Origin of the sequence: Micromonospora sp. KC723 (genome assembly GCF_004348595.1) — a bacterium.
Classification (GTDB): domain Bacteria; phylum Actinomycetota; class Actinomycetes; order Mycobacteriales; family Micromonosporaceae; genus Micromonospora.
Genome location: NZ_SMKD01000089.1, coordinates 1 through 23,505, shown reverse-complemented (window position 1 = coordinate 23,505; position 23,505 = coordinate 1). Strand labels below are relative to the sequence as shown.

The window sequence follows — 23,505 nt, the reverse complement described above, 5'->3', positions numbered from 1 at the left end:
GGCCTCGTCGGCGGCGGGCGCCTGCTTCGGGGCGGGCGCGGCGGCCTTCTTGGTGGTCTTGGCGGTGGTGGCCCGCGAGGCCGGCGTGGCGGACCGGGCGGCGGCGACCCGGCGGCGGGTGCTGGCCGAGCCGTCCACGACCACGGTCACTCCCGCTTCGGAGAGCGCCCGCAGGATCTTCTTGGCCTGGGCCGGGGTCACCTCAGCGGACTCGACGGTGCGCGCGAGCTGGGCCGACGTCAACTGACCGCCAGCGCTCTGCGCGTGCGCGATCAGAGTGTCGGTGAGCGAGCGAACGTCGGCGCCGGTCTGGCGGGGTTCTGTCACGAATGACCTTCCGGAGGCGAAGAGCGAGCACGGCCGGGTCGTCCGGCGCAGCCTGGGACACCGTGCCGGGCGATGTCGTTGAGAGACCCCCGTGTCCCGGGCCGGCCGTTCGGCGGCGGTCCGTGGCGCGTGGGCAGGGTGAATTGTAACGCCGTCTGCGGCGATCATCCTGCGGCGCACGGCGTACCGGCGGCGGGACCGCCGATTGGGCGCAGTTGTGGACTTTGTAAGGATGATACCCGCGCGTGCGGCGGGACGTCCCGATCGCGCGGGAAGGGGACGAATCATGACACGTTCGGCACCGGCGTCGACGGAACTGCTCGCGATCGCGGTCGACGTCGCCCGGGAGGCGGCGGACACGGCGTACCGGATGCGCGCGGAGGGGGTCTCGGTCGCCGCGACCAAGACCACCGTCACCGACGTCGTCACCGCCGCCGACCGGGCGGTCGAGCGTCAGGTCCTCGACACCCTGGCCAAGCTGCGCCCGGACGACGCGGTGCTGGGCGAGGAGTACGGCGCGGGGGAGGGCGCGGGCTCCGGCGTGCGCTGGATCGTCGACCCCATCGACGGCACCGTCAACTACCTCTACGGCATCCCGTACTGCGCGGTCTCCCTGGCCGCCGAGGTCGACGGCGACATGGTCGCCGGAGTGGTCCGCAACCTCTACACCGGTGAGGAGTGGACCGCCACCGCCGGCGGCGGGGCCTGGCGGGACGGGCGGCGGCTGCGCTGCTCCACCGAGACCGACCTGGGCCAGACTCTGGTCGCGACCGGATTCGGCTACGACGCGGCCCGGCGGGCGCACCAGGCCCGGGTGGTCGCCGAGTTGATCCCACAGGTGCGCGACATCCGGCGGCAGGGCGCCGCCTCGCTGGACCTCTGCCTGGCCGCCGAGGGCCGCGTCGACGCGTACTACGAGAAGGGCCTGGCCGCCTGGGACCTGGCGGCGGGCGGGCTGGTCGCGGCCGAGGCGGGGCTGCGGGTCGGCGGCCTGGAAGGCAGGCCGGCCGGGCCGGACCTGGTGATCGCCGCGCCACCGGCGCTGTTCGCGCCCCTGCACGACCGGCTCGCCGCCCTGGACGCCTCCGGCGGCCCCTGACCGGCTCGACCCCGCGGGGAGCCGAGCGGCGGGTGTCCCGGGCCGGGACACCCGCCGCCACCGCGCCGCGAGCCCGGTTACCTCCCGACCGGCATCGGGCAGGTGCCGTCCGGCGCGGTCGGCGAGCCCAGGTCGCCGAGGGACTGGTTGACCTCGGTGGTGGTGGCCAGTTGCTGGAAGCCGCTGCCGAGCACCACGTCGACCGTGTCGTCCTGGCGCTTGACGTCGAACTGCGTCTTGGCCTCGTTGAGGAAGTACGCCCGCAGCAGGTGCGCCGAGCCCACGCCCTTCGGGCCGTACCGCAGCACCGCCACGTCGTCGATCTGCTTCTTCTCGTCGTCGGCCTTCTTCACCTGGAACTGGCGGTTGCGGAACTCGTCGGCGACCTCACGGGCCAGGCCGGGCCGGTCCGTGCCGTTGAGCACGTTGAGCTTCACGTCCTTGCGCTCGCGCAGGGCCACGTCGGCCAGCGGCCAGCCCTCGGGGCAGCCGCCGTTGGCGCCCGCCCCGCTCTGGCTGTCCTTCACGATCGCGACCACCACGAAGACCAGGGCGACGACCGCCAGCAGACCGACGACAACGAGTGCTCGCACTCGCGCAAAGCTCATCTGGGCGCTCCCCGGACAGTGGTGGGTGGCGGCAGCCGTCGGTCGGATCCCGCCGGCCGTCGGGTACGCCGCTGAGGTTAACGGGTGTCCGACCGTCGCGTGGAAACAGTCCGACATGCCGGCGCGCCACCCGGGAAGCGGGTACTACTACCCCTATCTTCGTGTCGCCTGAGTCACATTGGGAACAACTCAGGGCGCTGGGGCGTACATCTCAGCCGCGAGGGCGGTATACATGCCTCGCCCGGAGGGGGGTAAGGTTCCGCGCTCGCCGGGGAGTCCCCTGGCGGCACCGGTCCGAACGGCCGTCGGGTCGGGTGACCGACACATTGGTGGCCGGCCAGTGGGAACCGAAACAACGTCGCCCGGCGTTACCACCGGCAGCGACAATATCGATATGGGAGAGTGAACCGATGGCCACCGACTACGACGCCCCGCGTCGCGACGAGGTCGACCTCGGCGAGGACAGCCTGGAAGAGCTCAAGGCCCGGCGGGTCGACTCACAGTCGGGTGCCGTGGACGTCGACGAGGCCGAGGTGGCCGAGAGCTTCGAGCTGCCCGGTGCCGACCTGGCCGACGAGGAGCTGACCGTCAAGGTCCTTCCGATGCAGCAGGACGAGTTCCGTTGCGGCCGCTGCTTCCTGGTCCACCACCGCAGCCAGCTCGCCGTCGAGCGCAACGGCGACCTGATCTGCCGCGAGTGCGTCTGACCCAGACCCGGGCGGCGGCCTCCTCGACGGGGGCCGCCGCTGTCGACCTGCCGTGCGGGCGCGGCGGGAAGCTGCTTGACTCGTGGGTGGGCGGTCGGCACGCCGACGCAACCTCGGGAGGTCGGGCGGATGAGTGGACGGACGGGCCGGTTCGACGCGGACGGTCCTCGTGACGGCACGCAGCCGGACGGCACGGCCGGCATGACGCCGGCCGTTCCCCGGCCGGCGGCCGGAGCCGACCGGCAGGGCGACGGGGCGACGCCCGTCGAGACAGGTCGGGCCGATGACGAGTTGGGTGCGACGGTCGCGGCGCTGACCGCCGACGACATCGAGCCCGCGCGTCGGCGTCAACTGCTCACCCGGCTGGTGCGTCAGGCCCGCTCGCGTGGGCTGGCCGACCTGTTCAAGCCGAAGGCCGCGCTGCGCTGGATGACCGACACGGTCGCCGACATCGCGCCGCACGTGCCGGTCCGGGACCTGGCCACCCTGCGCCGGCACTTCCCCGGCCTGGACGACGAGGCGCTCGCGGAGCGGCTGGTCCGCAACGCGAGCCGGGCCACCGCCGGGGTGGGCGCGGCCGGCGGCGGGGTGGCCGCCGTCGAGTGGGCCGTCACCCCCGCCCTGCTCTCCGCGCCCGTACTGCTGGCCGCCGAGACCGTCGCCGTCGTGGCGGTCGAACTGAAGCTGATCGGCGAGCTGCACGAGGTGTACGGCGTGCCGCTGCCCACCGGCGGCACCCAGCGGACCGTCGCCCTGGTGCAGTCGTGGGCGAGCCAGCGGGGCGTCAACCCGATGATGCCCGGGGTGGGCGTCGGCGCGGTGCTGGGCACCGCGGCCCGCAAGGAACTGCGGGACACCCTGCTCAAGCGGTTCGGCCGCAACCTCACCACGCTCGGCCCGTTCCTCACCGGCGCGGCGGTCGCCAGCTACCTCAACCGCCGGGCCACCCGGGCCCTGGCCGACCAGCTCCGACGGGACCTGCGCCGGCAGCGCACGGCGCTGGGCGGCGGGCGCCCCGCCCTGCCCTGACGCTCAGCCGGCGTCGCGGGCGGCCAGGACCGCGCCGGCCAGCTCGGCCGGATGCCGGCTGCTCACCACCCAGAACGGGGTCGGGTCGGCCGGGTCGTCCAGGACCACCTGCACCGCGCCGGCGATCCAGGGGCGCTGCACCACGAACGCGAGCGGGTCGGCGCCGACGCCGAGCACCTCCCGCCGTCCGGCCGCGTCCAGCGGGATCGCGTCGGCCACGTACCGCACCGGCAGGTGGGCGTCGTCGACCCAGAGTTGTCCGTCGCGCACCTCCACCCGTACCCGGCCCCACCACCACAGCCCCACCGCGGTGGCCGGCGGCAGCACCACGAACGGCAGCCACGACCGGAGCCCGGACGCTCCCATCCACACCTCGACCGCGAGCAGCGTGGCCAGCGACAGACCGGCCAGCCAGAACCACCAGGGCAGCCCGAGTCGCTCGCGGTAGGGCCCGGCCGCGGCGGTGCGCGATGCCGGCGACGACGGGGAGGACGACACACTCACTCCTGGAAGGGTACGGCGCGCGGCGGGCCGTCGACCCGGCAGGATGGCAGGGTCACCCCGTGAATCGGACGGAAGAGGGAGACCGTGACCCACGTCGTACCCGTGCCCGTACGGCAACTCGATCCGCAGCTGCCGCTGCCCGCGTACGCGCACCCCGGCGACGCCGGCGCCGACCTGGTGGCCGCCGCGGACGTCGAACTTCCCCCCGGTGGACGGGCCCTGGTCCCCACCGGGGTGGCGCTGGCGCTGCCCGAGGGGTACGTGGGCCTGGTCCACCCCCGCTCGGGACTGGCCGCCAGACTCGGTGTGACGGTGCTCAACGCGCCCGGTACGGTCGACGCCGGCTACCGGGGTGAGATCCTCGTCAACCTGATCAACCATGATCGGGACACACCGGCGAAGATCTCCCGTGGCGATCGCATCGCGCAGCTCGTTGTGCAGCGGGTGGAGCGGGCGGATTTCCAGCCGGTGACCGAGCTGCCCGGGTCCCGGCGCGGGACCGGCGGACACGGGTCGACCGGAGGACACGCCGGGCTGGTGCCGCCCCCCGGCGGCCCGACCGGACGATCCGCGGTTGCCGACCGGGCAGGCGGACAGACGGAAGAGGTGGCAGGGTGAGTGCGAACAGCGGAGGGTGGGCGAAGTGATCTTCAGCCGGAAGCGGGCCGGTGACGGGCGGCACGCCCGTGACGAGCGGGCCGCCGGGGTCCTCGACTCGTACGACGCCGAGGCGGCGGCGGCCTCGTCGCGCGGTCCCCACGACATCTCCGAGGCGCCCGACGGCGTGCAGCGGCTCGACCTGGGCAGCCTGCACATCCCGGCGGTGCCGGGTGTCGAGGTCCGGGTCCAGGCCGACCCGCAGGGGGTGATCCAGCAGGTCGTGCTGGTGCACGAGGAGAACGCGCTCCAGCTCGGTGTCTTCGCCGCGCCGAAGACCGAGGGCATCTGGGACGAGGTGCGCGAGGAGATCCGCCAGTCCCTGTTCGCCGACGGCGCCGCCGTCCAGGAGGTGCCGGGCGAGTACGGCATCGAGCTGCGGGCCCGGGTCCGTACCCCGGACGGCCTGACCGACCTGCGGTTCGTGGGCGTGGACGGGCCCCGCTGGATGGTCCGCGGCGTCTACCAGGGCGCCGCCGCCTCCGACCCGGCCGCCGCCGGGCCGCTCGCGGCCTGCCTCGAGGGTCTCGTGGTCGACCGTGGGCAGGAGGCGAAGCCGGTCCGGGAGCCGCTGCCGCTGCGGCTGCCCCGCGAGGTCGCCGACCAGGCGTCCGCCGCCGAGGGCGACACGGAGGAATCCGTTCCGCGCGAGGCCTGACGGGCGGCACCGCACGATCGTCAACGGGTTCGGCGCCGTTCTCCGGCGGCGTCGGGCCCGTCGTCGTCGGCTCGGGGAGACGGCGGGCCGCTTCTGGGGGGAGCGGCGTACGCTGGCGGGACGGTTCCGGTGTTCGGGGCCCGACCGACGCCGGCGTGGTCCGGTCAGCGTGGAGAGGGTGGCGCGGAGGTCATGTCGACCGACGAGAGTCGGGGTTCGCTGCGGCGCATCCTGCGACGGTTCACCGCGAGCGAGGCCGAGATCGAGGCGCAGGAGCTCCGGCGCGAGAGCGCCGAGTCCGGCGGCACGCCGGCGCGGCAGTGCTGCCGGGGCGAGGTGGTGTCGGTCACCGGGCGGCTGCGTACCGTCGTCTACACCCCCCGGACGAACCTGCCGACGCTGGAGGCGGACCTCTACGACGGCAGCGACGTGGTGACGCTGGTCTGGCTGGGTCGGCGGCACATCGCCGGCATCGAGCCGGGCCGGCACCTGACCGCCCGGGGCCGGGTGGCCGTCCGCGACGACCGCAAGGTCATCTACAACCCGTACTACGAGCTGGAGTCGCCGAAGTGACGACCGGACAACCCCCGGCCGCCGAGCCGCGTACCGCCGCAGTGGACGACGAGAAGCTGCCCAGCATCGCCGAACAGATGGCCGACCAGCTCGGTGGCTGGCGGGGGCTGGTGGAGTCCAGCGTCCCCGTGGTCGTCTTCGTGGTGGCCAACATCGTCGGTGAGCTGCGTCCCGCCGTGATCGCCTCGGTGGGTGTCGCGCTGCTGATCGCCGTGGTCCGGCTGGCCCAGCGGCGTCCGGTCCGGCACGCGGTCAACGGGCTGTTCGGCATCGGCGTCGGCGCCGCCATCGCCTGGCGTACCGGCGACGAGCGGGACTTCTACCTCCCCGGCATCCTCTACGGCATCGCCTACGGGGTGGCCCTGCTGGTCTCGGCGGTGATCCGGCAGCCGATCGTCGGCTGGATCTGGTCGGTGCTGGTCGCCAAGGGGCGCTCCGAGTGGCGCGACGACCCGCGCCTGGTGCGTACCTTCACCCGGCTCACCGTGCTGTGGGGCGTGGTGTGGTTGGCGAAGGTCGGCGTGCAGGCCGGCCTGTACCTGGCCCACCAGGACACCGCGCTGGGGGTGGCTCGGCTGGCGCTGGGCTACCCGCCGTACGCGCTGCTGCTGCTGATCACGGTCTGGGTGGTCCGCCGGGTGACCCGGCAGACCGTGGCGCAGCCGCTGCCCGGAGCCTGACCGGCCCGCCGGGGCCCGGCGTCGCCGCGGTGCGGCTCAGCCGTTGCCGCGGGTCCGTTCGACGCTGTCCGGCCCGAGGATGACGGCGCGGACCTCGTCCTCGACATCGGCGGTGCACACGAAGACCAGCTCGTCGCCGGCCTCGATAGGGTCGTCGGGGCTCGGCACCAGCACCCGCTTGCCGCGCACGATCGCCACCAGGGCGGCGTCGCGGGGGATCGGCACCGCGTGGATCGGCTGGCCGACGTACGGCGCGGTCGGCGGCAGGGTGATCTCGACCAGGTTCGCCTCGCCCTGCCGGAAGGTCATCAACCGGACCAGGTCGCCGACGGTGACCGCCTCCTCGACCAGGGCGGCCATCACCCGTGGCTTACTGACCGCCACGTCGACGCCCCACTGCTCGGTGAAGAGCCACTCGTTCTCGGCCCGGTTCACCCGGGCCACCACCCGGGGCACCGCGAACTCGGTCTTGGCCAGCAGCGAGACCACCAGGTTGACCTTGTCGTCGCCGGTCGCCGCGACCACCACGTCGCAGCCGGCGATGTTGGCCTCTTCCAGGCTGGCCAGCTCGCAGGCGTCGGCCAGCACCCAGTCGGCGGCCGGCACCCGGTCCGGGCGGAGCATCCGGGGCTGGCGCTCGATCAGCATCACCTGGTGGCCGTTGTCGATCAGCTCCTGCGCGATCGAGCGGCCCACGTTCCCGGCGCCGGCGATGGCGATCCGCATGGCTCAGTGCCCTCCTTCGGGCGGCGCCGCGGCCACGGCGGTGACCGAGGCGGCGATGTCGTCGGTGACCAGCAGGTAGAGCTGGTCACCCTCCTGCACCACCGTGGACGCGGTGGGGAGCGTGCCGATACCGAACCGGGTGAGGTACGCCACCCGGGCCCCGGCCGCCTCCTCCAGCTGGCTCAGCGGCCGGCCCACCCAGTCCCGGTGCACCGGGATCTCCATGATCGAGACGGTGCTGGTCGGGTCGCGGAAGATCTCCACGTGCCCCTCCGGCACCAGCTGCCGCAGGATCCGGTCCGCCGTCCAGCGGACGGTCGCCACGGTGGGGATGCCCAGCCGCTCGTACACCTGGGCCCGACGCTGATCGTAGATGCGCGCCGCGACCCGGGAGACGCCGAACGTCTCGCGGGCCAACCGGGCGGAGATGATGTTGGAGTTGTCGCCGCTGGAGACCGCGGCGAAGGCGTCGGCCCGCTCGATGCCCGCCTGGCGCAGCACGTCGCCGTCGAATCCGGCCCCGGTCACGGTGATGCCGGCGAAGTCGGGGCCGAGCCGCCGGAAGGCGTCGGCGTCCTGGTCGATCACCGCCACCGAGTGGCCCCGGGACTCCAGGCTGTGGGCGAGGGTCGAACCGACCCGGCCGCAGCCCATGATCACGACATGCACGTGTCCCTCCCAAAATGCGTCCCCGTCGACGGTGGCGGCGCCGACAATCGAGCCTGCCACGTCCGACACGACGGCGGGGGACCGAACCGTACCGCGCCGGCTCGCCCGCTGTGCTCAGGCACCCCCGACGGCCAGCCCAGGGTGGTCGTACCCTTAGCGCTTGTGGCCAGTCCCACCTCGCTGCTGAAGCGGCTTCTCGTCGGTCGACCGTTCCGGTCCGACCGGCTCCAGCACACCCTCCTACCCAAACGCATCGCGTTGCCGGTCTTCGCCTCCGACGCGCTCTCCAGCGTCGCGTACGCCCCGGACGAGATCCTGCTGACGCTCTCCATCGCGGGCGCGTCGGCGTACTTCTTCTCACCCTGGATCGCACTCGCGGTCGTGGTGGTGATGCTGACCGTGGTGGCCAGCTACCGGCAGAACGTGCACGCGTACCCCTCGGGCGGCGGCGACTACGAGGTGGCGACGGTCAACCTCGGTCCCCGCGCCGGTCTGGCGGTGGCCAGCGCCCTGCTGGTCGACTACGTGCTCACGGTCGCGGTCTCGGTCTCCTCCGGGGTGGCGAACCTCGGCTCGGTGGTGCCCTTCGTCGCCACCCACAAGGTGCTCATCGCGGTCAGCGCGGTGGTGCTGCTGACCGCCATGAACCTGCGCGGCCTGCGCGAGTCGGGGCGGGCCTTCGCCATCCCGACCTACGGCTTCATCATCGTGATGGTCGGCATGGTCGCCACCGGTCTGATCCGGGTCCTCGTGTTCGGCGAGGAGCTTCGGGCCCCCAGCGCCGGGCTGGAGATCCAGGCCGAGCACAGCGTGACCGGCTTCGCCCTGGTCTTCCTGCTGCTGCGCACCTTCTCCTCCGGCTGCGCCGCGCTCACCGGCGTGGAGGCCATCTCCAACGGCGTGCCGGCCTTCAAGGCCCCCAAGAGCCGCAACGCCGCGACCACCCTGCTGCTGCTCGGCACCATCTCGGTGACCATGCTGGTCGGCATCATCTGGCTGTCCCGGCTGACCGGTCTGCAGTTCGTCGAGGACCCGGAGCTGCAGATCATCTCCGGCCCCGAGGGGTACGTGCAGAAGACCGTCACCGCCCAGCTCGGCGAGACCGTCTTCGGTGCCGGCTCGGTGCTGCTCTTCGTGGTCGCCGCGATGACCGCCCTGATCCTCTTCCTGGCCGCGAACACGGCCTTCAACGGGTTCCCGGTGCTCGGCTCGATCCTGGCGCAGGACCGTTACCTGCCCCGCCAGCTGCACACCCGGGGCGACCGGCTGGCCTTCTCCAACGGCATCGTCTTCCTCGCCGTCTTCGCGATCGTGCTGATCGTCGGCTTCCAGGCCGAGGTCACCAAGCTCATCCAGCTCTACATCGTCGGGGTGTTCGTCTCCTTCACGCTCTCCCAGGCCGGCATGATCCGGCACTGGAACCGGCACCTGAGCCGCGAGCGGGATCCCGAGGCACGCCGACGGATGATCCGTTCCCGGGCGATCAACACGTTCGGCATGGCGATGACCGGGATCGTGCTGGTCATCGTGCTGGCCACCAAGTTCCTGCTGGGTGCCTGGATCGCCATCGCCGCGATGGCGCTGATCTACGTGCTGATGCTCGCCATCCGGCGGCACTACGACCGGGTCGCCGAGGAACTGGAACCGACCGAGGTCCGGGGCGTGCTGCCCGCCCGCAACCACGCCATCGTGCTGGTCAGCAAGCTGCACCAGCCGACCCTACGGGCCATCGCGTACGCCCGGGCCACCCGGCCGGACACCCTCACCGCGGTCACCGTCAACGTGGACGAGAAGGACACCCGCCAGCTCCAGCAGGAGTGGGAGCGGCGGGAACTGCCCGTCCCGCTCACCGTGATCGACTCCCCGTACCGGGAGATCACCCGGCCGATCCTGAACTTCGTCGCCAACACCCGCCGGGAGTCGCCCCGCGACGTGGTCACGGTCTTCATCCCCGAGTACGTCGTGGGCCGCTGGTGGGAGAACCTGCTGCACAACCAGAGCGCGCTGCGGCTCAAGGGGCGGCTGCTCTTCGAGCCGGGCGTGATGGTGACCAGCGTGCCGTGGCAGCTCGCCTCCACCGCCAGCAAGAACCTGGACCGTCTCGACGAGAACCTGACCCGGACCCCGGCCCGGGGTCCCCGGGTGGCGCCGCGCAGCACCCTGCCGCCGAGCGTCCCGCCGGTGACCTCCGCCCCGCCCGGCAAGGTCGGTCCGAGCGACGGAGGCCGCCCGTGACCGCCCGACACGCGCGGCGGGCCCCGAGGCCGGGTCCGGCCGGCGAGGGGCGGGGCGGGCTGGAGGAGGCCGAGCGGGTCGAGTTGACCGTCGACGCGGTCGCCCCGGGTGGGCACTGCGTGGCCCGGGTCGACGGGCAGGTCGTCTTCGTCCGGCACGCGCTGCCCGGCGAGCGGGTGGTCGTCGAGGTGACCGAACTGCACAAGGGGTTCGCCCGCGCCGAGGCCGTCGAGATCCTGGAACCCTCCCCGGACCGGGTCGAGGCGCCCTGCCCGTACGCGAAACCGGGCCGTTGCGGCGGCTGCGACCTGCAACACGTCACACCCGCCGCCCAGCTGCGCTGGAAGACGGAGGTGGTCCGCGAGCAGCTCATCCGCCTCGGCGGGCTCACCGGCGGGCAGGTCGACGCGCTCGGCGTCACCGTCGCGGCGCTGCCCGGCGGTCCGCTCGGCTGGCGTTCCCGGGTCCGGTACGCGGTCGACGCCGCAGGCCGCGCCGGGCTGCTCAAGCACCGCTCGCACGAGGTGGTGCCGATCGACCGCTGCCTGATCGCCCACCCGGCGATCCAGGAGCTGCCGGTGCTCACCCCGTCCGGCGCGCGTTGGCCGGACGCCGAGGCGGTCGAGACGGTCGCCTCCACCGGTGGCGACGTCAGCGTCGCCACGGTCACCGGGGGGACCGCCACGCCGGTGAGCGGGCCCCACCGGGTTCGCGAGCGCGCCGCCGGCCGGGAGTGGGTGCTGCCCACGCCGGCGTTCTGGCAGGTCCATCCGGCGGCGGCCGACACCCTGGTCGGCGCGGTGCTGGAGCTGGTCGACCCGCGGCCGGGGGAGAACGCCTGGGACCTCTACGGTGGCGCCGGGCTGTTCGCGGCGGCCCTGGCCGGCCGCGTCGGCGACGCCGGCCGGGTCACCCTGGTCGAGGCGGCCGGGGACGGGGTCGCCGCGGCCCGGGAGAACCTGCGTGACCTGCCACGGGTGGAGGTGGTGGCGGCCCGGGTGGAGACGGCGCTGGCGCGCCGCCGGATCACCGGCCCGGTCGACCTGGTGGTGCTCGACCCGCCACGCTCCGGCGCGGGCGCGGCGGTGGTGGGTGCCGTGGTGGGCGCGGGGCCGCGGGCGGTCGCGTACGTCGCCTGCGACCCGGCGGCCTTCGCCCGGGACGTGCGTGCCTTCGCCGGGGCCGGCTGGCGGCTCTCCGCCCTGCGCGGGTACGACCTGTTCCCGATGACCCAGCACGTCGAACTGGTCGGGCTGTTCCTGCCGGCCGCTGGTGGTGATCCACGGCCGGGCTGCGGAGTGTCGCGTGGCCGATAGACTCTCCGGTCATGAGTGTTGAAGAGGGCACGGCCAACCATGGTCGGCTGCTGAGCGCGGTGCGCGGGCCGCAGGACGTGAAGCGGATGACCGCCGAGCAGCTGGACATCCTCGCCGCCGAGATCCGTGACTTCCTGATCGCCAAGGTGTCCCGTACCGGTGGGCACGTCGGCCCCAACCTGGGTGTGGTGGAGCTCACCCTGGCCATGCACCGGGTCTTCGACTCTCCCCGGGACCGGCTGCTGTTCGACACCGGCCACCAGGCGTACGTGCACAAGATCCTCACCGGCCGGCAGGAGGGCTTCGACCGGCTCCGCCAGCGCGGCGGCCTCTCCGGGTACCCGAGCCAGGCCGAGAGCGAGCACGACCTGATCGAGAACTCGCACGCCTCCACCGCGCTGTCGTACGCCGACGGGCTGGCGAAGGCGTACGCGCTGCGCGGCGAGCAGCGCAGCGTGGTCGCCGTGGTCGGTGACGGCGCGTTGACCGGCGGCATGTGCTGGGAGGCGTTGAACAACATCGCCACCGCCGGAAACCCCCTCGTGATCGTCGTCAACGACAACGGCCGGTCCTACTCGCCGACCATCGGCGGACTCGCCGACCACCTCTCCTCGCTGCGGCTCAACCCGGGCTACGAGAAGGTCCTGGACACGGTCAAGGACGCCCTCGGCAACACGCCGCTGGTCGGCAAGCCGATGTACGAGGTGCTGCACGCGGTCAAGAAGGGCATCAAGGACGCGGTCGCCCCGCAGGCGATGTTCGAGGACCTGGGCATCAAGTACGTCGGCCCGGTCGACGGGCACGACATCGCCGCCGTCGAGTCGTCGCTGCGCGCGGCGAAGAACTTCGGCGGCCCGGTGATCGTGCACGCGGTCACCCGCAAGGGCTACGGCTACCGCCCCGCCGAGGAGGACGAGGCGGACTGCCTGCACGGCCCCGGCGGCGCCTTCGACGTCGAGACCGGCAAGCTGGTCGCCGCCCCGTCGGTGAAGTGGACCCACGTCTTCGCCGACGAGCTGGTCGCGATCGCCGACGAGCGGCCCGACGTGGTCGGCATCACCGCCGCGATGGCCGAGCCCACCGGCATCGCCGCCCTCGCCCGCAGGCATCCCGAGCGGGTGTACGACGTCGGCATCGCCGAGCAGCACGCGGCCACCTCGGCGGCCGGCCTGGCGATGGGCGGGCTGCACCCGGTGGTGGCGGTGTACGCGACCTTCCTCAACCGGGCCTTCGACCAGGTCCTGCTGGACGTGGCGATGCACCGGCTGCCGGTGACCTTCGTGCTGGACCGGGCCGGCATCACCGGCCCGGACGGGCCGAGCCACTACGGCATCTGGGACATGTCGGTCTTCGGTGTGGTGCCCGGCCTGCGGATCGCCGCGCCCCGGGACGCCGCCACCCTGCGCGAGGAGCTGCGCGAGGCGGTCGCGGTCGACGACGGCCCGACCATCGTCCGCTTCCCGACCGGCGCCGTCGCGGCCGACCTGCCGGCCGTGCGCCGGGTCGGCACGGTCGACGTGCTGGCCGAGTCGGCCCGTACCGACGTGCTGCTGGTCGCGGTCGGCTCCTTCGGGCACCTCGGCATGGAGGTCGCCGCCCGCCTCGCGGAGCAGGGCTACGGGGTGACCGTGGTCGACCCGCGCTGGGTTCGTCCGGTCCCGGCGGAGCTGGTCGAGCTGGCCGCCGCCCACCGGCTGGTGGTCACCGTCGAGGACGGCGTCCGGGTCGGCGGTGTCGGCGACGCCCTCGCCCAGGCGCTGCGGGACGCCGACGTCCGGGTGCCGCTGCGGGACCTCGGCGTGCCGGCCGACTGGCACCCGCACGGCACCCGCGCGCAGATCCTGGCCGACCTGCGCCTCACCGCGCAGGACGTGGCCCGGGACGTCACCGGCTGGATCTCCGGCCTGGACACCGCGCCCGTCGAGCCGGTCCGCCTCGCGGCCCGCGGCGCCAGCCCCAACTGACCGCACGCCCGACGGGCGGTCCCGGTATGCCCGGGGCCGCCCGTCGTCGTGTCCGCCGGGTCCGCCCCCGGAGCGGCGGGTCGTCGTCCCCCGCCCGAGCCCTGGGGTGGTCCGAGGTGACTACAGAACCTGAGTACAGATGTGAGTCACCACCGGTGCGGTGCGGTGGGTGTGGTCAGGTGTGGTGGGTGCGGTCGCCGCCTGAGTCGTCTATGTACTCAAGTCCGTCAGGCCCGGGAGAGCACCTGCCCACCTCGGACGCCGAGACCAGCGGCGGCCGGGTGAACGAGGGGCGGATCAGCGGCCGCCGACGGAGCGGTAGTGGGTCTTCTCGGCGGTGGCCAGGCTGAACGTCTGCTTCGCGGTGGGCATCGGCACCACCACCAGGCCGGGGCGGTCCACCAGGCGAGGTGTGCCGGGCGGCACCGACAGGGAGGAGTCCCGGCTGCCCCGCCAGGTGAGCACCACCAGCGGCTGCCCCGGCACCGGCAGCGGGTACGCCTGCAACGGGTTGGACCGGTCGGCGGGGGAGACCACCGGGGTGCCGTTCCCGGCCGGGCGGTAGACCACCGCCGTCATCGTGCCGGCGTCGGTCTCCCAGGTCAGCTGCTCCAGGTCACCGGGGTCGTCGCCGCCGCCGAGCGCCATCTCGCCGATGCCCCGCACGGCCAGCTTCTCCATCGGCCACGACTCGGGCACCGACGCCGGGGCGTCCCGGTCGCCGATGCGGCGCGGGATGCTGCCGAACGGCCCCTGCTCGCCGGCGAGGACGCAGGTGTCCAACCCGTCCAGCGCGCGCCGGCCCGAACCGGTCTCGTCCCGGACCAGCGGGTGACGCGGGTCGATGGTCGCGGTGCCCAGGTCGAGCAACCGGTCGGCGGCCCGGCCGCGGGGCAGCGACTCGGTGGGCCGCAACGTCGCGGTCACCGGCACGGCCGCGCAGTCGGGCACGGCGACCCGTCCGGTCAGACCGTCGGTGATCCGCAGGGCGCGACCGTCCGGGCCGAGCAGCCGTTCCACCCGGTTGGAGACCAGGTACCGCCGGCCGTCGGACAGCTGTACCGGCAGCACGTCGGCGTAGACGAGGTAGCCGCGGTCGGTGTACTCGGTGGCCCGGTCGACGGCGTACCGGCCGCCGGCGCCGGTGAGCTGGAGCAGCCAGGACGCCGCCTCGCCGGGCACGTCGGCGGCGACCAGCGCCAGCGGCCTCCCGTCGACCTCGCCGGACCAGAGGATGCCGGAGGAGGGCAGGTGGGCCCGGTCGTCGATCGGGGACCGCCAGGCGCTGACCGCCTCGGTCACCGCCGCGGTGGCGGCGGCGTCACGGGCCAGTGAGCCGCGGGGCGGCCAGACCGGCAGTGTGCCGTCCAGACTGTCGTAGCCGATCCGCAGCTGGCGGGCCTGGCGCTCGGCGACCGGACCGCACGCGGCCAGCGCCAGCACCAGGGCCAGCAGCGCGGTGACCGTCGTGCCGCGGCGGCGGACTGAAGCCACCTGTACGCCCCCGATCGCCTCGCCGTCGTTGTCGGAAGCCACATGGTACGCAACGGCCTCGGCGCGGAACGCGCCCGCCCGGCGCTGCTCCGGGCCGATGCCGGATGGCCACAAGGGACACCGGCGTGGATTTCGACTGATTTATCGGCTCCGGTAGACTCCGCCGACTGTGACGTCTGTCGAGCCCCGTGCCGCCTCCGCACCGGACCCCGACGGCCCCACCGGCTTCGGCCGTGGCGCCACGGCCACCGCGACAGCGCCCCCACCAGCGGCGCCCGAGCTCGACACCGCCCCCGTCGACGGCCGGACCAGCACCGTCGCCCCGGCCGCCGGCGTGCCGGCGGCCCGGCCGTCCCGGCGCTGGCGGTGGACGGCCCGACGCAAGGACCTCGCCGTCTACGGCACCTTCCTGGCCGTCGCGCTCTGGGTGACCAGCCAGATCTGGGTCGACCCGGCCGGCCGGGTGGCGTCCCTCTACAGCAGCGACCCGGCCCAGGTGCAGTTCTTCATGGCCCACTCGGTGCGGGTGGTGCTGCACGGCGAGTTCCCGTTCTACACCGACCAGTTCAACTACCCCGACGGCGTCAACCTGATGGCCAACACCGCCGTGCTGGCGCTGGGCATCCCGATGGTGCCGATCACCCTGCTGTTCGGGCCGGCCGTGTCGTTCGTGGTGCTGGTCACCGTGGCGCTCGCCGGCACCGCGTCGGCCTGGTACCACGTCTTCTCGCGGCACCTCGTCCGCCGCCGGCTGGCCGCCGCCGTGGGCGGCTGGTTCTGCGGCTTCTCACCGGCGATGCTGTCGCACGCCAGCTGGCACCCGAACATCATCTCCCAGTGGCTGCTGCCGTTCATCGTCTGGCGGGTGATGGTGCTGACCCGGTCGACCCGCCCGGTACGCGACGGCGCGCTGCTCGCCCTGCTCGTCACCGTGCAGGCGTTCATCAACGAGGAGATCCTGCTCTTCACCGCGCTGGCCTGCGGCGTCTTCCTCACCGCGATGGTGGCGCAGCGCCCGGCGCTGTGGTCGGCGGCGTGGCGTCCGCTGGCCAAGGGGCTGCCGGTCTGCACGGTGGTGGCGGGTTCCCTGCTGGCGTACCCGCTGTACATCCAGTTCGCCGGCCCGATGGCGTACCACGGGCTCAGCGACACGGTCCGCGACTACGGCAACGACATCGCCGCGTTCTTCGCGCCCGGCTCGCCGACCTTCGGCGGCCACGAGCGAGCCAACGTGAACCTGGCCCCGAACTACTCGGAGGAGAACGCCTTCTTCGGCTGGAGCCTGTCACTGATCGCCGTGGGCATCGTGGTCTGGCTGCGCCGTGAGGTGCTGGTACGGGCGCTCGCCGTCACCGGGTTCTTCTTCGCCGTGCTCTCCCTCGGCGAGCGGGTGTCCTGGTGGGACCGGGAACTCTTCACCGGCCCGTGGGAACTGCTGGTCCGGCTGCCGCTGCTCGACGCGGTGGTGCCGACCCGGTTCGGGTTGATCACCAGCGTGGTGATCGGGATGCTGCTGGCGCTGGCCGTGCAGCGGGCCTGGACGCTGCGAGGCCCCGAGTGGCGGCACGCGAAGACCGTCACGGTGGGCGCGCTGATCCTCGCGCTGCTGCCGATCGTGCCGATGCCGCTGAAGGTGACCTCCCGCCCACCGGTGCCGGACTTCATCACCTCCGGCCGCTGGCGGGAGTACGTCGCCGCCGACCAGACGCTGGTCCCGGTGCCGGTGCCGAGCATGGGCAACACCTACGGCATGCGCTGGGCCGCCTCCACCAACCTCGACTTCAAGATCCCCGGGGGTTACTTCCTCGCCCCCCGCAACGGCAACACCGGCGATCCGGGACGCTTCGGCGGCCGGCCCAGCGGCATCGGGGAGCTGCTGGACGAGGTGACCGCCACCGGCCGTGCCCCCAAGCTCGACGACCGGCAGCGCCGGCGCAGCCTGGACGAGCTGCGCCACTGGAACGCGGCCGTGCTGGTCCTGCCGGTGCGCCAACACCACGTCGAGCCGCTGCGGCGCACCGTCGAGCAGCTCGTCGGCCCCGCCCGCAAGGAGCTGGACGTCTGGGTGTGGGACGTGCGCCCGCTGTCGGCCCGCACCCCGGCCGTCTGACCGCCCCCGGCGGGAGCCGCGTGGTCAGCCGACCAGTGGGCGGACGTCCCAGAGCCACACGTCGTCGACCCGCCGCGCGGGGCCCAGCAGACCGGTCATCAGCTCCCGCAGCACCGTCTCGCGGGGGTGGTCGCCGAGCACCACCACCGACGCCTTCCAGAACCGCAGGTCCGCCACCGCCTGGCGGCGGTTCTCCCCGGTCAGCGTGGGAACTGTGCCGGCATCCATCGTGGTGTAGATGAGCGTGCTGGTCGGCCGGTTCGGCGCGCCGAAGACCCCCTCGCCCTTCTCGTTCGGCCCGATGAAGTAGCCGCCCGGCACGGGGAACTCGTGGCCGGTCAGCGCGCTCCAGCGCAGCGTGGACAGGCCGTGCACGTTGCTCGGGATGGGCACCGGCACCAGGGTGCGTCCCTCCGGCACGTACGGCCGCCAGCCGCCGGCGGTGATGAACCGCGGCGGCAGGTCCACGTGCTGCGCCGGCAGCGGGCGCGGGAACAGCGGCAGCACGGCCAGGGCGACCGCCGCGTACCCGACCGGCCGGATCCAGCGGCGGGCCGGCGTGGCGGCGGGCGGGTCACCGGCAGCGTCGGTGTCGTCGGCGGCCGGGCGCGGGGCCGGCACCGGCCGGCGGCCGTAGCCGGCCGCCGCGTCCCAGGCCAGCGCCAGCAGGACGCCGACCGCCGCGGTGGTCACCAGCGCGAGCCGGGTGGGCATCATCATCTCCACCAGCGGCACGTCGTCCGGGATGTACGCCCACGGGCCGACGACGGTGGTCTCCACCCCGTCGAAGCGCACCTTCGGGCCGATCGCGCCGACGGTGAAGAGCACCACCAGCACACCGCAGACCCGGGCGGCCAGCGATCGCCGCCAGAGCAGCACCAGGGCGGCCAGCGCGACCAGCACCAGCGGCCAACCGAACCAGCTGTTCTGCTCGGTCAGGCCGATGGTCTTCTCGACCGCCTCGTCACCGGCCATCGTGTCCCGGGGGAAGGTGACGAAGGCCATCAGGTCCTCGCCCCAGTTGTGGAACACACCGCCCTGCAGGCCACGGTAGGACTGCGGGCCGTTGAACTGGAACCAGATCGGGTATGCGGTCAGCAGCAGGGCCAGCCCACCGCCCAGGCCGAGCGCGGCCAGGAAGCCCCCGGCCCGCTCCCGCGCGGCGCGCGGCCGCTGCACCCCGTACGCCACCACGATCACCAGGCAGGCCAGCGCGGTGAGCAGCAGCATCTCCTCGTTGATGAAGATCTGGTACGCCACCAGCAGGCCCAGCACGATCCCGTCGCGCCGCCACCGGCCGTCCCGCCCGAGGCACAGCACCCGGGCCACGATCAGTGGCAGCAGGAAGTTGGAGACGAAGTTCGGCTGCCCGTTGGCGTGGTGCACGATGCCCGGGGCGAAGCCGAGGAAGGCCCCGCCGACGAACGCGCCCGCCCGGGACCGCACCAGGTGCCGGGAGAGCACCCAGTACGAGGTGGCCGCGGTCGCGGCCAGCGCCCCACCCAGGTAGAGCGCGTAGGTCACCTGCGGCCCGAACAGGAGGGTGACCGGGGCCAGCGGCAGGGTCATGCCCAGCAGCGAGGTGTTGGCCATCATGTTCACCCCGTCCGGGGCGTTCTGCCGGGCGCTGAACAGCGGGTTCTCCAGGTGTCGCACGGAGTACGCGCCGTGCGAGAAGAGCCACTCGAACCAGCTGTGGTCGGTCGGCAGGTGCGAGGAGACCCGGTGCTGCACGTCCACCCAGTAGTTCAGGCACACGAAGACGCCCAGCAGCACGTACGCTCCGATGGCCAGGACGTCGGCCCGCCTGGGTCGCCACCGGGGCCGGCGCGTCGGGTCGGTCGCGCAGGACGTCACCGCCTCCGGTGCGGACGTCGGGTTCAGTGAGGGATCTACCACCGGCACAGCCACGACGGGCCATCGTACAGGCGGCGACGGGGCACCCGGCCGGCCCGTGGTCGGGCGAGGACGCCGACGACAGGAGGGCGGCGTGACCCGCATCGACCTCGGTGAACTCGACCACGCCGACGACATCCCGCCGGCCGGGCGGCAGCGCGTCGCCGGCCCGTGGCCCCCCCGGTCGGCAGGGCTCGCCGGTGGCGGCTGCCGTCCGGACACCTGCACGGCTGGTTCCCGATGGGCGTGCCGGGCGTTTGGCGGGCGGCACTAGGTTGTCGGGCAGGTCGGCGAGGAGGTCGGGATGCGGGTGCTGGTGGTCGAGGACGAGCGGAACCTCGCCGACGCGATAGCGCGCGGGCTGCGCAAACGCGGGATGGCGGTCGACGTGGCGTACGACGGCGACGCCGGTCACGAGGCGGCCTTCGTCACCCGGTACGACGTGGTGGTGCTGGACCGGGACCTGCCCGGGATGCACGGCGACCAGATCTGCGCCGAGCTGGCCGCCTCCGGGACGCTGACCCGGGTGCTGATGCTGACCGCCAGCGACAGCGTCGCCGACCGGGTCGAGGGGCTGGGTCTGGGAGCCGACGACTACCTGCCCAAACCGTTCGCCTTCGACGAGTTGGTGGCCCGGGTGCAGGCGCTCGGGCGGCGGGCCACCCCCGCCCTGCCCCCGGTGCTGACGCTGGCCGACGTGGTCATCGACCCGGCCCGGCGGGTGGTCACCCGGGGCGGCGTGCCGGTCGACCTGACCAACAAGGAGTTCGGTGTCCTGGCCGAGCTGGTCAAGGCGCGCGGCGCGGTGGTCTCCAGCGAGGAACTGCTGGAGCGGGTCTGGGATGCCAACACCGACCCGTTCACCACCATCGTCCGGGTGACCGTGATGACCCTGCGCAAGAAGCTCGGCGACCCGCCGTTGATCGAGACGGTGGTCGGCGCCGGCTACCGCACCGCCGGGGAGGCCAGGTGAGCGCCCGTAGGAAGCTGGGGCGGCAGGCTTCGCGGTCGCGGACCGGGGCGCGGTGACCCGCCGGTTGCGCCCGACGCTGCGGCTGCGGTTGACCCTGCTCAACGGGGTGCTGCTGGTCGGCGCCGGGGCGATCCTGCTGGTGCTGGCCTGGCTGCTGGTCCACGACGCGCTGCGCCCCACCGACGAGCTACGCCCCGGCACCACCGTGGGGCTGGCCGACGGCCGGACCCTGGACGCGGCGGTCTGGCAGCGCCAGCTGGTCGACGCCGCGTCGCGGGAGCTGCTGGTCAAGGGGCTGCTCGCGTTGCTGGCGATCAGCGTGGTGGGGGTCGCCGGGGCGTACCTGGTGGCCGGCCGGGCGCTGCGCCCGTTGCACCAGGTCACCGCCACCGCCCGCCGGCTCGGTGAGGCCACCCTCGACCAGCGGATCCGCTGGTCCGGGGCGGACGACGAGGTCGCCGAGCTGGCCCGCACGTTCGACGCGATGCTGGACCGGATCGCCGCCGCGTTCGAGGCGCAGAAACGTTTCGTCGCCAACGCCTCGCACGAGCTGCGTACCCCGCTGGCGGTGATGCGGACCGAGATCGACGTGACACTCAGTGACACCGAGGCGGACACCGCCGAGTACCGTCGGATGGCGACCGTGGTCCGCGACGCCTCGGAGCGGGCCAACAGCCTGGTCGACGCGCTGCTGGTGCTGGCCCGCAGCGAGGCCCAGGCCGGGCAGGGGCTCGCCCGCCGTACCGAGTGCGACCTCGCCTCCGGCACGGCCAACGCGTTGTCGGCGATGGCCCGCGAGGTGGAGCGGATCGGGCTGCGGGTGCAGACCTCGCTCAGGCCGGCCCCGGTGACCGGAGATCCGGGGTTGCTGGACCGGCTGGCCGGCAACCTCATCGAGAACGCGGTCCGCTACAACCACCTGCACGGCCGGCTGTGGGTGCGTACCGGCAGCGACGGGCGCAGCTGCTGGCTGGTGGTGGGCAACACCGGGTTCGAGGTGGACCAGGCCGACGTGCCGGGGCTGTTCGAGCCGTTCCGGCGCGGCGGTCGGGAACGGACCGGGGCCCGTGGCTCCGGGTTGGGGTTGTCCATCGTCCGGGCGGTCTGCGACGCCCACGGAGGCACCGTCCGGGTCGTCGCCCAGCGGGGCGGCGGGCTGGAGGTGACGGTCACCCTGCCGGCGGCGGACGCGGTGGCCGCGACGTGACGCGCCCTCGCCCGGGTCGGGAGCGTCCATCCACCAGGAGAAACCCGTGAGCGCACGGATCCGCAACCTCGGCATCGACTGCCGCGACACGTACGCCCTGGCCGGCTCCTGGGCCCAGGTATTCGACTGCCCCCGCCAGCCGGAGGACGTCCCCGGCGACCCGGAGGCGATGCTGCTGCCACCAGGCTGGCCGGACGTGCTCTTCCTGGCCGACCCGGAGGGCGACGAGTTCTGCGTGTTCGGCAGCGCCGCCGAGCGGGCGGCCGGCACCTGACGTGCGCGGGCCCCCGTCCACGGGAGGTGGACGGGGGCCCGCGTGCCGACCGAGGTCAGTTCTTCTGCTGGATCTGCCCGCGCATGGTCGACAGCTCGTTGGCGGCCTCCTGGCCGCCCTTGAAGTAGATGATGATCATCCCGATGCTGCCCTTGTCGCTCCACACGCAGATGCCGAGCGGCACGGTCGAGGCCTCGGCGTCACCGCACTTGGCGAGCCCGCCGAGCGGCCCGGCGTCGACGCTCTTCATCTCCTTGACCTGCAGATCGGCCTGGCCGGCGCCGGAGATGGTGTCGTCCAGGGTCTTCGCCGGGTCGGTGTTGCGGCCGGAGGCCGCCGCCACCATCACCAGATCCTTCCGCTCCACGGTGCCGTAGAACGCGCCGGCGGTGCTGGTGGCGTCCGGCAGGGACTTGTTCAGCTCGGCCTCAAGCTGCTTGGCGCCTTCGAGCAAGCTCGGATCGGTGGACTTGGCCCGTCCGGCGAGGGTCTCCGGCGCGACGACCCGGGTGTTGGCGGCCTCGACAGCCTCGACGGCCTCCTTGGCCTCGTCCTTGACGGCGAAGAAGGCCACCGCTGCGCCGCCCAGGCAGAGCACCAGCACGGCGGCGAGCGAGATCAGCAGGATCTTGCCCACGTTGGACTTCTTGGCCGCCGGCGCACCGGGCGCTGCCGGGTACGGCTGTCCGGGCGCGGGGTGGATCCCCGGCTGCGCGGGCGGGAACGGGCCGGGCTGCGACGGGTTGTCGCCGGGCTGCGGGGGCGTGGCGTCTCCCGGCTGCGGCGGCGGGTACGAGCCGTGCGGCTCGCCGTTGTCCGGCTGCGGGGGATAGGGGTTGGCCGGCGGCTGGGACATCAGGGTCAGCTCCAAACGTCAGATGAGGACGGGTGATCTTAGGCCGGCCCCGCATCGGTGCGCTGCCCCCCGGTACCGGTCCGACCCGGGACACGCGCGGCGGCCAGTGTCGTCCACAACGGACGCCACGGCCGCCGCGACCTGCGTACTCGACCGTCAGGACCGCTTCTCGACCTGGCCCCGGATGGTGGCGAACTCGGCCTTGGCCTTCCTCGCCGACGAGAAGAACATCACGATCATGCCGACGCTGCCCTCGTCGGCCCAGACGCAGACGCCGAGCGGGATGTCGGAACTCCTGCCGTCGCCACACCGGGCCGTGCCGCCCAGCGGGCCGGGCTCGATCGGGGCCACCTTCTTCAGCCCCAGCGAGCCGGACAGGCTCTTCACCGCGTCGTCCAGCTCCTTCTCGGGTAGCAGGACCGGACCGGAGACCCCGGAGACCATCACCAGGTTCCGCTTGGCGGCGCTGCCGTAGAAGGCGCCCACCGCCCCGGACTCGTTGGTGACGTCGCTCTTCATGTCGCGGACCATCTCGTCGGCGAGCCGGCGCAGCTGCGGTTCGGTGTTCTTCGCCCGGCCGGCGAGGGTCTTCGGGGTGACCAGCCGGATCCGGGGGGCCGGCTCGGCCTCCTCGGCGCTCTCCGACGGGCTCGGCTCAGGTGTGGGGCTGCCCGACGCGCCCCGGGAGACACCCGGGGACGGGGTGGAGCCGGGGCGGGCGTCGTCACCGGCGAGGGCGACGTAGGCCAGCCCGCCGCCTCCGGCGCAGAGCACCAGCAGTCCGGCGAGGACCAGGGACAGGATCAACCCGAGCCGCGACTTCCTCGCCGGCGGCGGGGCGGGTGGCAGCCCGTACGCCGGGGCTCCGGCGAACCCGTCGGCGGGCACCGCCGGGTAGCCGGCCGGTGCCGGCGGGGCCGCCTGCCCCGGCTGGTACCCGGGG

23 protein-coding genes are annotated in these 23,505 nt (G+C 73.5%); 14 read left to right on the top strand and 9 right to left on the bottom strand.

The features are described 5' to 3' along the window. A partial coding sequence (locus E1165_RS19425; protein ID WP_305792152.1) for an RNA polymerase sigma factor region1.1 domain-containing protein occupies positions 1-327 on the bottom strand: 327 nt, incomplete at its 3' end. A gap of 286 nt (positions 328-613) precedes the next feature. Here E1165_RS19425 and E1165_RS19420 point away from each other — a divergent pair. Further along, positions 614-1,426, top strand: coding sequence for an inositol monophosphatase family protein (locus E1165_RS19420; protein ID WP_132393210.1), 813 nt, complete (start codon positions 614-616; stop codon positions 1,424-1,426). Between the two features lie 77 nt (positions 1,427-1,503). On the opposite strand, the gene E1165_RS19415 is transcribed toward E1165_RS19420, so the two are convergent. Next, on the bottom strand, positions 1,504-2,019 hold the full coding sequence (locus E1165_RS19415; RefSeq protein WP_207916961.1) for a LytR C-terminal domain-containing protein: 516 nt from the start codon (positions 2,017-2,019) through the stop codon (positions 1,504-1,506). Positions 2,020-2,444: 425 nt separating this feature from the next. On the opposite strand from E1165_RS19415, the gene E1165_RS19410 reads away from it, so the two are divergent. Beyond that, positions 2,445-2,741 (top strand): DUF4193 domain-containing protein, encoded by a 297-nt coding sequence (locus tag E1165_RS19410; protein ID WP_067315205.1) that lies wholly within the window; start codon positions 2,445-2,447, stop codon positions 2,739-2,741. A 201-nt stretch (positions 2,742-2,942) separates the two neighbouring features. Continuing rightward, the gene (locus E1165_RS19405; RefSeq protein ID WP_371687364.1) at positions 2,943-3,770 is read left to right on the top strand and encodes a hypothetical protein; all 828 of its coding nucleotides are present in this window, start codon (positions 2,943-2,945) and stop codon (positions 3,768-3,770) included. A 3-nt stretch (positions 3,771-3,773) separates the two neighbouring features. Here the strand turns inward: E1165_RS19405 and E1165_RS19400 are convergent, their stop codons facing one another. Further along, positions 3,774-4,274, bottom strand: a complete 501-nt coding sequence (locus tag E1165_RS19400) for a DUF3093 domain-containing protein (protein WP_371687363.1) — start codon at positions 4,272-4,274, stop codon at positions 3,774-3,776. A gap of 84 nt (positions 4,275-4,358) precedes the next feature. On the opposite strand from E1165_RS19400, the gene dut reads away from it, so the two are divergent. The 4 genes from dut (at position 4,359) to E1165_RS19380 (ending at position 6,842) form a co-directional block, all read left to right on the top strand. Beyond that, the gene (gene dut / locus E1165_RS19395; RefSeq protein ID WP_132393208.1) at positions 4,359-4,892 is read left to right on the top strand and encodes a dUTP diphosphatase; all 534 of its coding nucleotides are present in this window, start codon (positions 4,359-4,361) and stop codon (positions 4,890-4,892) included. 25 nt (positions 4,893-4,917) lie between these two features. After that, positions 4,918-5,589, top strand: a complete 672-nt coding sequence (locus E1165_RS19390; RefSeq protein WP_132393207.1) for a DUF3710 domain-containing protein — start codon at positions 4,918-4,920, stop codon at positions 5,587-5,589. A 192-nt stretch (positions 5,590-5,781) separates the two neighbouring features. Further along, on the top strand, positions 5,782-6,162 hold the full coding sequence (locus tag E1165_RS19385) for an OB-fold nucleic acid binding domain-containing protein (protein ID WP_132393206.1): 381 nt from the start codon (positions 5,782-5,784) through the stop codon (positions 6,160-6,162). After that, on the top strand, positions 6,159-6,842 hold the full coding sequence (locus E1165_RS19380) for a DUF3159 domain-containing protein (RefSeq protein WP_132393205.1): 684 nt from the start codon (positions 6,159-6,161) through the stop codon (positions 6,840-6,842). The genes E1165_RS19385 and E1165_RS19380 overlap by 4 nt, the downstream gene beginning before the upstream one ends. A gap of 36 nt (positions 6,843-6,878) precedes the next feature. Here the strand turns inward: E1165_RS19380 and E1165_RS19375 are convergent, their stop codons facing one another. Together E1165_RS19375 and E1165_RS19370 are read right to left on the bottom strand one after the other, a co-directional pair. Next, positions 6,879-7,568, bottom strand: a complete 690-nt coding sequence (locus E1165_RS19375; RefSeq protein ID WP_132393204.1) for a TrkA family potassium uptake protein — start codon at positions 7,566-7,568, stop codon at positions 6,879-6,881. Positions 7,569-7,571: 3 nt separating this feature from the next. Further along, positions 7,572-8,237, bottom strand: coding sequence for a TrkA family potassium uptake protein (locus tag E1165_RS19370; protein ID WP_132393212.1), 666 nt, complete (start codon positions 8,235-8,237; stop codon positions 7,572-7,574). Between the two features lie 162 nt (positions 8,238-8,399). Here E1165_RS19370 and E1165_RS19365 point away from each other — a divergent pair, with 162 nt between their 5' ends. The 3 genes from E1165_RS19365 to dxs are packed head-to-tail and all read left to right on the top strand — an operon-like array spanning position 8,400 to position 13,752. Then, entirely contained in the window at positions 8,400-10,472 is a 2,073-nt protein-coding gene (locus tag E1165_RS19365) for an APC family permease (RefSeq protein ID WP_132393203.1), read from the top strand. Continuing rightward, positions 10,469-11,788 carry a class I SAM-dependent RNA methyltransferase gene (locus tag E1165_RS19360; protein ID WP_371687362.1) on the top strand — a complete coding sequence of 440 codons (1,320 nt, stop codon included), beginning with the start codon at positions 10,469-10,471 and terminating at the stop codon, positions 11,786-11,788. The genes E1165_RS19365 and E1165_RS19360 overlap by 4 nt, the downstream gene beginning before the upstream one ends. 11 nt (positions 11,789-11,799) lie before the next feature. Then, positions 11,800-13,752 carry a 1-deoxy-D-xylulose-5-phosphate synthase gene (gene dxs / locus E1165_RS19355; RefSeq protein WP_132393202.1) on the top strand — a complete coding sequence of 651 codons (1,953 nt, stop codon included), beginning with the start codon at positions 11,800-11,802 and terminating at the stop codon, positions 13,750-13,752. Positions 13,753-14,049: 297 nt separating this feature from the next. Here the strand turns inward: dxs and E1165_RS19350 are convergent, their stop codons facing one another. Beyond that, positions 14,050-15,246, bottom strand: coding sequence for a hypothetical protein (locus tag E1165_RS19350; RefSeq protein ID WP_132393201.1), 1,197 nt, complete (start codon positions 15,244-15,246; stop codon positions 14,050-14,052). Positions 15,247-15,580: 334 nt separating this feature from the next. Here E1165_RS19350 and E1165_RS19345 point away from each other — a divergent pair, with 334 nt between their 5' ends. Next, positions 15,581-17,356, top strand: a complete 1,776-nt coding sequence (locus E1165_RS19345; RefSeq protein ID WP_243704878.1) for a hypothetical protein — start codon at positions 15,581-15,583, stop codon at positions 17,354-17,356. A gap of 24 nt (positions 17,357-17,380) precedes the next feature. Here E1165_RS19345 and E1165_RS19340 read toward each other — a convergent pair whose 3' ends face one another. Next, on the bottom strand, positions 17,381-19,255 hold the full coding sequence (locus E1165_RS19340) for a hypothetical protein (RefSeq protein ID WP_165945264.1): 1,875 nt from the start codon (positions 19,253-19,255) through the stop codon (positions 17,381-17,383). 301 nt (positions 19,256-19,556) lie between these two features. On the opposite strand from E1165_RS19340, the gene E1165_RS19335 reads away from it, so the two are divergent. The 3 genes from E1165_RS19335 to E1165_RS19325 are packed head-to-tail and all read left to right on the top strand — an operon-like array spanning position 19,557 to position 21,706. Continuing rightward, on the top strand, positions 19,557-20,225 hold the full coding sequence (locus tag E1165_RS19335; protein ID WP_132393198.1) for a response regulator transcription factor: 669 nt from the start codon (positions 19,557-19,559) through the stop codon (positions 20,223-20,225). Between the two features lie 52 nt (positions 20,226-20,277). After that, on the top strand, positions 20,278-21,432 hold the full coding sequence (locus tag E1165_RS19330) for a cell wall metabolism sensor histidine kinase WalK (RefSeq protein WP_132393197.1): 1,155 nt from the start codon (positions 20,278-20,280) through the stop codon (positions 21,430-21,432). Positions 21,433-21,478: 46 nt separating this feature from the next. Beyond that, the gene (locus tag E1165_RS19325; RefSeq protein ID WP_132393196.1) at positions 21,479-21,706 is read left to right on the top strand and encodes a hypothetical protein; all 228 of its coding nucleotides are present in this window, start codon (positions 21,479-21,481) and stop codon (positions 21,704-21,706) included. A 55-nt stretch (positions 21,707-21,761) separates the two neighbouring features. Here E1165_RS19325 and E1165_RS19320 read toward each other — a convergent pair whose 3' ends face one another. Beyond that, positions 21,762-22,562: a hypothetical protein gene (locus tag E1165_RS19320; protein WP_132393195.1), complete on the bottom strand. Its 801-nt coding sequence runs from the start codon at positions 22,560-22,562 to the stop codon at positions 21,762-21,764. 156 nt (positions 22,563-22,718) lie between these two features. Continuing rightward, positions 22,719-23,505 (bottom strand): hypothetical protein (locus E1165_RS29065; RefSeq protein WP_165945262.1); only part of this gene is annotated, 787 nt, incomplete at its 5' end.